The sequence below is a fragment of the Longirhabdus pacifica genome (assembly GCF_004115085.1).
GTDB lineage: Bacteria > Bacillota > Bacilli > Paenibacillales > DSM-105158 > Longirhabdus > Longirhabdus pacifica.
Map to the genome: position 1 here is coordinate 42,228 of NZ_QXJP01000029.1, position 6,583 is coordinate 48,810.

Annotated in this window: 9 protein-coding genes; 2 read left to right on the forward strand and 7 right to left on the reverse strand. The window is 33.8% G+C overall.

Annotation, left to right across the window (positions count from 1 at the left end; translation table 11 throughout):
• Window positions 1-231: 231 nt before the first annotated feature.
• Window positions 232-654: a DUF3997 domain-containing protein gene (locus tag D1Z92_RS15880; protein ID WP_128896667.1), complete on the reverse strand. Its 423-nt coding sequence runs from the start codon at window positions 652-654 to the stop codon at window positions 232-234.
• Window positions 655-1,016: 362 nt separating this feature from the next.
• On the opposite strand from D1Z92_RS15880, the gene D1Z92_RS15885 reads away from it, so the two are divergent.
• Window positions 1,017-1,883 (forward strand): hypothetical protein, encoded by an 867-nt coding sequence (locus tag D1Z92_RS15885; protein ID WP_128896668.1) that lies wholly within the window; start codon window positions 1,017-1,019, stop codon window positions 1,881-1,883.
• A gap of 384 nt (window positions 1,884-2,267) precedes the next feature.
• Here D1Z92_RS15885 and D1Z92_RS15890 read toward each other — a convergent pair whose 3' ends face one another.
• From D1Z92_RS15890 to D1Z92_RS15895, 3 genes are all read right to left on the reverse strand, one after another.
• Window positions 2,268-2,816, reverse strand: coding sequence for a hypothetical protein (locus tag D1Z92_RS15890; RefSeq protein ID WP_128896669.1), 549 nt, complete (start codon window positions 2,814-2,816; stop codon window positions 2,268-2,270).
• A gap of 34 nt (window positions 2,817-2,850) precedes the next feature.
• The gene (locus D1Z92_RS17380; protein ID WP_164931661.1) at window positions 2,851-3,006 is read right to left on the reverse strand and encodes a hypothetical protein; all 156 of its coding nucleotides are present in this window, start codon (window positions 3,004-3,006) and stop codon (window positions 2,851-2,853) included.
• Window positions 3,007-3,077: 71 nt separating this feature from the next.
• On the reverse strand, window positions 3,078-3,509 hold the full coding sequence (locus D1Z92_RS15895) for a JAB domain-containing protein (RefSeq protein WP_128896670.1): 432 nt from the start codon (window positions 3,507-3,509) through the stop codon (window positions 3,078-3,080).
• Between the two features lie 857 nt (window positions 3,510-4,366).
• Between D1Z92_RS15895 and D1Z92_RS17385 the strand changes: the two genes are divergently transcribed.
• Window positions 4,367-4,534, forward strand: a complete 168-nt coding sequence (locus tag D1Z92_RS17385) for a hypothetical protein (RefSeq protein ID WP_164931662.1) — start codon at window positions 4,367-4,369, stop codon at window positions 4,532-4,534.
• Between the two features lie 189 nt (window positions 4,535-4,723).
• Here the strand turns inward: D1Z92_RS17385 and D1Z92_RS15900 are convergent, their stop codons facing one another.
• The 3 genes from D1Z92_RS15900 to D1Z92_RS15910 all read right to left on the reverse strand — a co-directional run bounded on the left by D1Z92_RS15900 (window position 4,724) and on the right by D1Z92_RS15910 (window position 6,488).
• Window positions 4,724-5,395 carry a DUF3560 domain-containing protein gene (locus D1Z92_RS15900; RefSeq protein WP_164931663.1) on the reverse strand — a complete coding sequence of 224 codons (672 nt, stop codon included), beginning with the start codon at window positions 5,393-5,395 and terminating at the stop codon, window positions 4,724-4,726.
• Between the two features lie 114 nt (window positions 5,396-5,509).
• The gene (locus D1Z92_RS17890) at window positions 5,510-5,665 is read right to left on the reverse strand and encodes an aspartyl-phosphate phosphatase Spo0E family protein (RefSeq protein ID WP_128896672.1); all 156 of its coding nucleotides are present in this window, start codon (window positions 5,663-5,665) and stop codon (window positions 5,510-5,512) included.
• Window positions 5,613-6,488 carry an ArdC family protein gene (locus D1Z92_RS15910; protein WP_128896673.1) on the reverse strand — a complete coding sequence of 292 codons (876 nt, stop codon included), beginning with the start codon at window positions 6,486-6,488 and terminating at the stop codon, window positions 5,613-5,615. The genes D1Z92_RS17890 and D1Z92_RS15910 overlap by 53 nt, the downstream gene beginning before the upstream one ends.
• Between the last annotated feature and the right edge of the window lie 95 nt (window positions 6,489-6,583).

The following is a 6,583-nucleotide window of genomic DNA, read 5'->3' on the forward strand; positions in this document are numbered from 1 at the left end:
TTTATATCCTCCTATAAAAATGAATGTACCTCTATTATATCAATAAATTTCCGTAAATACTATAATATATTTATAGACGTTCATAAAAAAATTAAAATAGGTTTACGGACAAATATTATAAATGAACTGATCTGTTCGTAAAATCCTACTTTTATAAACGGATTAATCGACTAAATGAACAGGTTATGTTATTACAACACAACCTGAATCACTACAATACATTCAAAACCTTTACCTCTTGAGTAAATCTTTTACTTTTTTCAATTCTAAATTAATATTTAAATCCGTTAACTTTTGTTCAAAATTAGTGTTTGTTAAGGGACCCATTATTTCTTTATTTATTTTGTTGACTATCCAATAACGAACATCGTTTTCGTTAGGAATTTGATAAGAGTTACTTCGTTCAGGATCATCCATTAAACCCAGTTGTTTTGCTATGATGAATTCTTCATTATATCCTACCTCAATTACTTTTTCTGGAATTAAGTATTTATGTTCTTCTGTTATCACTATGACGTGGGAAGAAATTCTCTCGATGAAGTATCCATCTCCTATATCAATTTCATAATCTTGCACACCTGGACATCCAGATAAAATAATAGCGATTGTTATGAGCAAACAAATGACATACATTCTTCTATAATTACCTTTCATCTTCTTCCACTCCTTTTAAAAAAGATACAACTTAAATGGGATTTCATTTTGTATAAGTATAGGATGAATTTTCTTACTATATGATTATATCATTTTTCTATAAAGTATAAAAAAATGTTTTTTCATTTAATTTAATAGGATATATATGTTATTATAAAGTATTTATTGGAATTATTAATCTAAAAAATGAGCATTTATTCTTTAAAGTTATACTTTATTGAATAATTACATACTAATTTTTACTTTTTGAATGGTGGTTATCAAATAAAAATTTATTATGTTGGTATAGTTTTCTCATTTTTGAAGGAGGGATAATACATTGATAGATTCCGATAACATTAAATTTTTAGGAGGAAATAATTATGAGTAACCTTATAGAAAAGTATAAAAAGACTATAGTTTCATCAATTGTTGTAATTCCTTTATTGTTTAATGTTAATACAATGTATGCAAGTGATTCTGATTCGACGTTATCTGATATTATTAATAACGGAAAACAAGTTCATTCATTAGTTGAAAGTAATGAAAATCATGTTTCATCAAATGTTGTATATGACGATGAGGCTAAAAAAATATTTGAATTTCTTGAAATGGAAAACAACAAAGCGCAACAAAAAAATCAATTAGATGATATGAATAATATTTTCCAAAGTCCTATTATGAAAAACAATGAAAGTGATGATGATTATTCCATAGATTGGTATAGAATACAGTTTCAAGCTGTAGCTCTTGGTTTTAATGGGATAGCTGCCGATAAAGCTGCATATTTCTTGCGCAATTCTTTACAAGATGATCCAGAGGATAAGACATATGCAGATGATAGTAAATGGTCAAATCATTTTGAAACCCAAACTAGTTTATATACTACTTTAGCAATGGAATGGGCAGAAAAAATAGATGAAGCAAATGAGGAAGGAAAATTTCATGTTAGTGGAAGAGGTACTGAAGCTACACAGGTAAGTAATGTAGGGCATGATTGGTATCTTTCTTTAGGTAAAATCAGTTATATTTGGTCAGCAAGTAAGGATTCTGATACTGGAAAATGGACAGTTTACAATGTAATTAATGATGTATATGATTTCGATCATATTGATGAAGATGATATTCCTGATGATTATCCTAATGATTTAGTTGCTATTGTAGCTAATCATGCTGCTGATGCTCAGGATGCTGGTGCAATTGTCCCATATAATATAAGTATTTACATGAAAAATACTTATACGCCTTAAACTAATCACCTTTATAAGTGTTTTCTAGCAGGAAAATTTCATGTATTTCAGCTATACGATGTCTATAGGGATGTAGTGATGATAAAAAGGTTGCAGTAGCCTGACGGCTGCTGCTTTTTTTGTATATGAAAGGCATGGTTGGCAGCTATCGCTGCTGTGATTGAACTGTATTTTTACCTTTTGGGGAAGCTATCGCTTCACGAACAGACTTGCTCGTCTAGAGGAAGACGGTATCCCACTGTTTCCGTGGAAGCTTCCTCTGAGGAAAGAGATCTCGATTCCCCTTCATTGGGAGAAGCTTTTCAATGTCCTTATGCTTATTAAAACTAATTTAGCAAATATCTAACACAATATATACTAAGGTTGTGTTAGATATTTAAATTATCATCTAGTATTCTTAATCGTGTTCAATACTCTTTCATGATAGTCCGCATCTTCTTGTAACGCATCATATATAGCATGTGTCGAGTAATATTTACCTAGTTCTTTATGATATTGGTAATTAAATTTATCTGTCCAAGACACTAAAAATATCTTCTTAATATCTCTTCTTTCGTATAGATCATCTAATATTGTATACATATGAGAAGAAGATATAACAGAATCCAATGGATACAAAATACAATAATCGTACTCTCTTTGAGTTTTGCTCCAGGTTATCTTGTTAAGTGAATCAAAAAATACAGAATGCTCTCCTAATGCATAAGCTGTTCCAGTTTTAAAATTTTTAGAATTGTTAAAAATAGAATCAAAGTTCTCCATACTATTTACTCTAAATAATATTGTTGAAGGTTTTTCTACACATTCTTTTAATCCTTTCATTACTAAACGATGTTTTTGATATTGATGTGTTCCCGTTATAAGCATTGCTTTTGTTTCTTTATCATCTAAAAAAGATTTTACATTTGTCATGGTATCCTCTTTAGTACCCAAAGCCATTCCACCTCACCTTTAAACTTCAAAATTATTATTTTTTCTCATTTTTATTATTATCTATAAGAATATCCCCTTTGTCAGAAACAACATCAATTTTGGGATATTGTTTACCATCCATTTTAATTTTTTTCTTTTTCACCTTTTCTTTTATCTCTTCCTCCGATAGTCTTTTATATTCTTCACCCATAGTGTTTTCACCTGCCCTTCAAATCATTTACTTATATTATACATTTTAAAGAAGAGGATAAATGCTCCCCTTCAGTTTAAATATCCTTTCTCTCTAAGAGAAATTGAGTTATTGCCTACGATGATGTGATCCAGCAGTCTAATTCCTAATATTTCACCAGCGTTTTCAAGCCTTTTAGTTATTTCTATATCTTCATCACTTGGGCGAGGGTCACCCGAAGGATGGTTATGCCCCACAATAATTACAGCAGAGTTGTGAAGGATAGCAGGCTTAAACACTTCTCGGGGATGAATTATCGTTGCGTTTAATTGCCCAATTGAGACGGTGTGAATGGCTGTAATTTTGTGTTTTATGTTTAAACACAGGACTACAAAATGCTCCCTATCCTCTTCACCTATATATCTATCTAAAATATCTATTGCATCATCAGTAGATGATATAGCTTGTGCTTCCAAATCTCCGACTTTTTCCTGTTTGATTTTAATAATTTCGATTGAATTCATGTGAAATCACTCCTAAAAAGTATTTTCCTTTTGGAAAGCGAATCATGATATTCCAGAAGGAGTATTTTTCCTTTTGCTAAGGCGAACGCAAAACCAGAATAGAGCCGCCGTCAAGGTGAAATGACTTCCTCGATTTACGACTCAGCACAAAATCTTTTTTGTGATTTTGAAAAAAGATTTTTGCCCTTGACGGTGGATCTAGCCCTCTTAGATCTGTGTCGGAAAGGTTCGGGTGTCCTAACGACACAGATCTTAGAGGACTTTCTGGTTTTACGATTCGCGGTGCAAAAGGGGAAATACATATAATCCGAAGGCAGCTTATGCTGCCAACCATGCTTTTTCATTTTTTTATACTTCCTTGTAGCTGCCGTGAAAAAAGGGAATGGAATATACCAGGACTTTGCCGCATGGCTTAGTCCTGGCTATTCGCTTGCCTTTTAGGCTGCGGACAGCTAGGGGATCCAAAACATATTTTAATTTTTTACAAAATAAGAAATGTATTAAAAAATACGACTGAGAGCAGAAAAAAATAAAAATAAAAAATATCTAAACGCTTCATGACTTAAAAAAGGCAGTCTACAGCAAGAAACTCGCTCCCTTAGAGACTCCACCGCCAATGGAGTACAGCGTACCATGACCGAAACAAGCATCCAACGTTTTCTCGGCATATCCTCGCAAGCTGCGGTATTCCAATTTCCCTTTGACCCTTGTAGTTGTACCGTCCAGCAGCCGCCTATGGCGGCTTAACTGGAACCTTGGTACAACTAACGGGAAGCAACACAACGAAGACAACTCCTTCATGGTCTCCTTTCGTCAAGGCGGTCTTATACGGTCGCTATCAAAGGAGCGTGAAAAAAATGAACCATAAACCAACCCCCGAACAACAACTTAAACGAACATTACTAGAAATGTACTACAAAAGCATACCATTACAAGACATGGATGAACTAGAGATCAGTATTGACTACCTATTTCAACTACTAGCAGAAGATCTCATAGCTAAACTCAAACAACATAAAGAGTAAATCCAAAAGAGCTGCGCAAGCTGCTCTTTACCATGCACTTACGCTATTGATGTGGACATCTTGTAGTAGTCATACAAATGGTATCCCCCTTAGACATGAAGGTCTTAGGGAGGATACTAGTGACTTTTGGGAATAAAAGAGCAATGAAAAAACTTGTCATAAGAGCTGCAATTTGCAGCTCACACCTACTTAACTACCAATTTCTTTTAATCTTAACTGAAAATAGGACAACTTATCCTTTTCATATTGTATTTGTTCTGATGTCAACAAGGAGTCTTTATGATGTTCACTTTCTATTTTTTGAGCTATTCTATCTATTTCATTGTTTAGAAAAGTTGGATCTTTTAACTTTGTAGAGAAGTCAAAATATTCTAATGCCTTCGCCTTATAAAACTTGCTTTTCCGTAATTCCTCGAAACCTTTAATATATTTTTCAAATATTTTTTCTCTCCTTCTTCCAAAGGCCTCAGAACCAGCATGACCACGGATAATAGGTTGCGTGAAAAAAGCATTATTGCCTCTCATCTCGTTATAATCTGCCTGTAAATACTCTGCCCTTCTCTGTGCTTTTTCTGCTAAATCTTGATATCGAATAGCATCTTTTTCTTTCCTTGCTAATTGCTCTGAAAACGTTAATCTCTTACCGTTTTCAAAACCTAATTGTTCTGCTACCTTTATGGCAAGTGCATGATTTTTTGTAGCACGTGAAACCCACGCATTTGCTTTTGGACTAAAAACAAACCTCTTTCTTAAACGATCTTTATCCTCATTACTTATGGCCTGGTATTCTTGTTTAGAAAAATGTAACTCTATTCTTTTCGTATCATTATTTACAATATATGTTCTTGTTGTTCTTGTCATAGTAATCATCTCCTATATCATCTATGAAAAAGGCTTGCACCTTTTTCTCTTCTGCTTCATACTAATGACAAGTAAGTTCGCGACAAATTTACTTGTCATTAGTCGGTTGTTGCTCTAGCAATCGGCTTTTGATTTTTGTTCTAACAAAATGAGTTCGTCAAGTTCCTGCGAAAGTGAAATCACTTCCTTATCTAATATATCTAACCTTTGAACGCTTTCATTTAACGATACTCGCAATGTCTCTATCTCCTGTACTCTGCTGTATGCCATCTTCTCCCCACTCCTTTCCTAAAATATAATCTACTGCTTTTTGTGCTTGTGAAGCAGCTTTGATGACCAACCATTTATCATTTTTTAATTTGGTAAGCCAACCTTGAATATAAGCTGCGTTGTGTTCTAAAGTGTTGTTTATACCTACCGTTTGGCACAACATCGCTGCGCCCATCTCTGCAATTAATTCCTCTTTAGAATATTCTTCACTTCCAAAGCTAGAGGATAGCTTTCTATTCAATCTGTTTTCATGGCCTGTACTATGTATTAGCTCATGAAAAAGAGTGGAATAATACTTCTCAATGTCTTTAAATTGTTCTTTGGGAGGAATAATAATGATATCGTTATCTAGATCATAATCAGCTTGCGATGAAAAAGAAAAATCTGGCATCGATGTCATACGTTGCAATATTTCTTCTGCTTCTTGTATCGGGTCATGATCAAAACTGGGAGCCTTTCTCCTGCTGCTTAAACCTTCGACTTGCGTGTTCACGTTAAATACGTTATAACGCTGGATGATGGGGACATTTGTTATTTCTTCTTTCCCGTCTTCATTCTTGTTCATATATTGATTCAATTTCCAGAAGACAACAACGTGACTTTTTTCTCCTTTCTTTACTTTTCCGCCAGCTTCTTTTATTTGTTTAAACGTGGCATATTCCCCAAAAGGAAGTAATGCATTAGCTCCCCTATATGCCGTTTGTGTTCTCCAGTTGATCGGTATACCGTATCCTTGTATAGAAAATGGCCGTCTCCAAGGAATCACCCCTTTTTCTAGTTGATTCATAATACTTGTGGTCACCACTTCATAAACTTTGTTCATATGCTTACACTCCTTTATTTAATGTATTTTTTCCTTTTGGAAAGCGAAGCGTAATATTCCAGAAGGAGTATTTTTCCTTTTTGCTAAGGCGAACG